The organism is Gordonia sp. GONU (genome assembly GCF_024733855.1).
Classification (GTDB): Bacteria; Actinomycetota; Actinomycetes; order Mycobacteriales; family Mycobacteriaceae; genus Gordonia; species Gordonia amicalis.
In genome coordinates this window covers 1-2,096 of sequence record NZ_JANRHB010000073.1, presented here as the reverse complement: position 1 = coordinate 2,096, position 2,096 = coordinate 1, and the positions used below count along the sequence as shown (strand labels likewise).

General features: G+C 63.2%; 1 protein-coding gene and 1 pseudogene. One reads left to right on the top strand and one right to left on the bottom strand.

Translation table 11 applies throughout. The features are described from left to right. Nucleotides 1-171 precede the first annotated feature (171 nt). Nucleotides 172-852 (top strand): annotated as a pseudogene (locus NWF34_RS25525) (transposase); the annotation flags it as partial. A gap of 632 nt (nucleotides 853-1,484) precedes the next feature. Here the strand turns inward: NWF34_RS25525 and NWF34_RS25175 are convergent. Continuing rightward, entirely contained in the window at nucleotides 1,485-1,880 is a 396-nt protein-coding gene (locus tag NWF34_RS25175; RefSeq protein ID WP_138944116.1) for a hypothetical protein, read from the bottom strand. Nucleotides 1,881-2,096: the final 216 nt, after the last annotated feature.

Here is a 2,096-nt window from a genome sequence, read left to right as displayed (position 1 = left end):
GGATGCAGCGTTGGCGTGTGCGGCGATCGAGATGGCGGTCGCCACGCGGGGCGGTATGCAGGCGATATGGCGTGATGACGATGCGCAGAAGCTGATTTTCCACACCGATCGTGGGTCGACGGGCGGATTCAACTGGTCGTCGCAACACCCTGATTCTCGGAGGTGTGCGGCGTGGTTACAGCGGACTGGAGCAGGAAGACCAGCGATGTGCCGGTAGGTGTTCGTCGACAGTGGCGTGCTGATCGTGCACTTCGGCCGGCGATGCGATCGCCGGGGCGGCCGGAGCCGTCGCGGCAGGTGCAACGTGAGTTTTGGCGGGTGGTCGCGACGGGGGTGAGCACGGCGCAGGCATCGATCGCTGTCGGTGTGTCGGTGCCGGTGGGTACACGGTGGTTCCGCCACGCTGGCGGTATGAGGCCGCTGAGTCTGGATGAGCCTTCGGGCCGCTATCTATCCTTCGCGGAACGGGAAGAGATCGCGCTGCTTCGCGTTCAGGATTGTGGGGTGCGTGAGATCGCACGGCGGATCGGGCGCAGTCCGGCCACGATCTCGCGTGAGCTACGGCGCAACGCCGCAACCAGGAGCGGGAAGCTTGAGTATCGGGCGTTGGTGGCGCAGTGGAAAGCCCAGCAGGCCGCCAAGCGCCCGAAAACAGCGAAGCTCGTGGCCCACGTCGAGTTGCGGGAGTACGTACAGCACCGCCTGGCCGGCGTTGTCCGCCGTCCCGATGGCACGATCGCTGCGGGCCCCACGCCACCACCGTGGAAGGGGCTCAACAAGCCGCACCGTGCCGACCGGCGGTGGTCGCCGGCGTGGAGTCCAGAGCAGATCTCCCAGCGTTTGAAGGTCAAAGTTCCGGCCCACGATCGGAGCGGTGTACCGGCCAGCCGGCCAGTGGATGTTTCGTCGTTCTGTCAGGGTGTTGCGGATCTCCTGGGTGGGCTCAGCGCTGTCGGGAAGGCGTCCGCGGACTCCTCGCGCCAGGGCCGAGGCCACAATGTGGCCATCAAGTAGCAGTCGGGCAACCCGGGCATGGACCCGGTCGTTCCCACTGAAGCCGTTGGGAAGCGTCATGCTCTGCCTTGTATATGCGAGGACTGCGGCCAGGTCCTCAGCGAACCGGTAGACCATGAGTTGCTCTTTCAAGTCGGGGTCTTCGTTGTCAACTTCGTCGCTAGATCGGCCGTATTTGGTCAGGAATCGGCCGTCGATGTGGAACTCGACCTCTTTGGATGTGCGAAGGCCGAGAAGAACTTTGAACAGTTCGGCGACAGAGCGCGGACTGAGCCCGCGAATCTTGTATCCGACGTCCATCGACGACGCTTGGCCGGACGTGGCTCGATACGGAATCTCTGCGGCCACCGTGAGCCGGCTCCCACAGAACGACATCACGCTGGTTAAGCCGTGAGTTCCTTGGCGGACCTCCGTGACCGTTCCTTCCTCGGCGGCTACGACTTCACCGTCCTCGAGGAACCGGATCTCCATTAGCATTCCAACCGCTGGGCTGCGGTCTGTTCCTGCTCGAAGATCTGCCGGGTGCGTCGGTAGTGGTTGAGCGTCAACCATCGGTCCACTTCGGGATAGTCGATGAGCATCTGATTGAGCTCTGCGCGACCCATCCATCCCACAGTGGGTCGACGTTTCCCCGCTGGAGTGAAGGCTTCGGGCAGGCGTCTTATGTAGCCCTTCTCGGGGGTGGTGAAGTTGCTGCATGGGGCTACCAGAACCCATTCGTGCGGCTCCTGTTCCTTCACCGCCCGCACGAAGGACTTCTTGACTTTGTCTCGACGTCCCACGAACCCGCCGGACATGCCCTCGGGGTAATACTTCAACTGGTAGATAACGAGCCGGCCGTCGGGGTAAGTGACGGAGACGTCCACGCCTCCGTCACCGCCTCGTCCGTTCACGACGTCGACCTCGGCGACGCGCCGGAATTTCCGCATCACAATGTCTCGACGATGCGATCGAACCACGGTGACGTGTGCGGTCTCAGGAGATGCGTGACGTCGTGTTCTCGGGAGATGCTTACCGGCGGTGGGGCCGGTGGGCGTTGAAGTTGCGAATGGTCTTGGTGGTGGTTCGTGCGTGCAGTGACA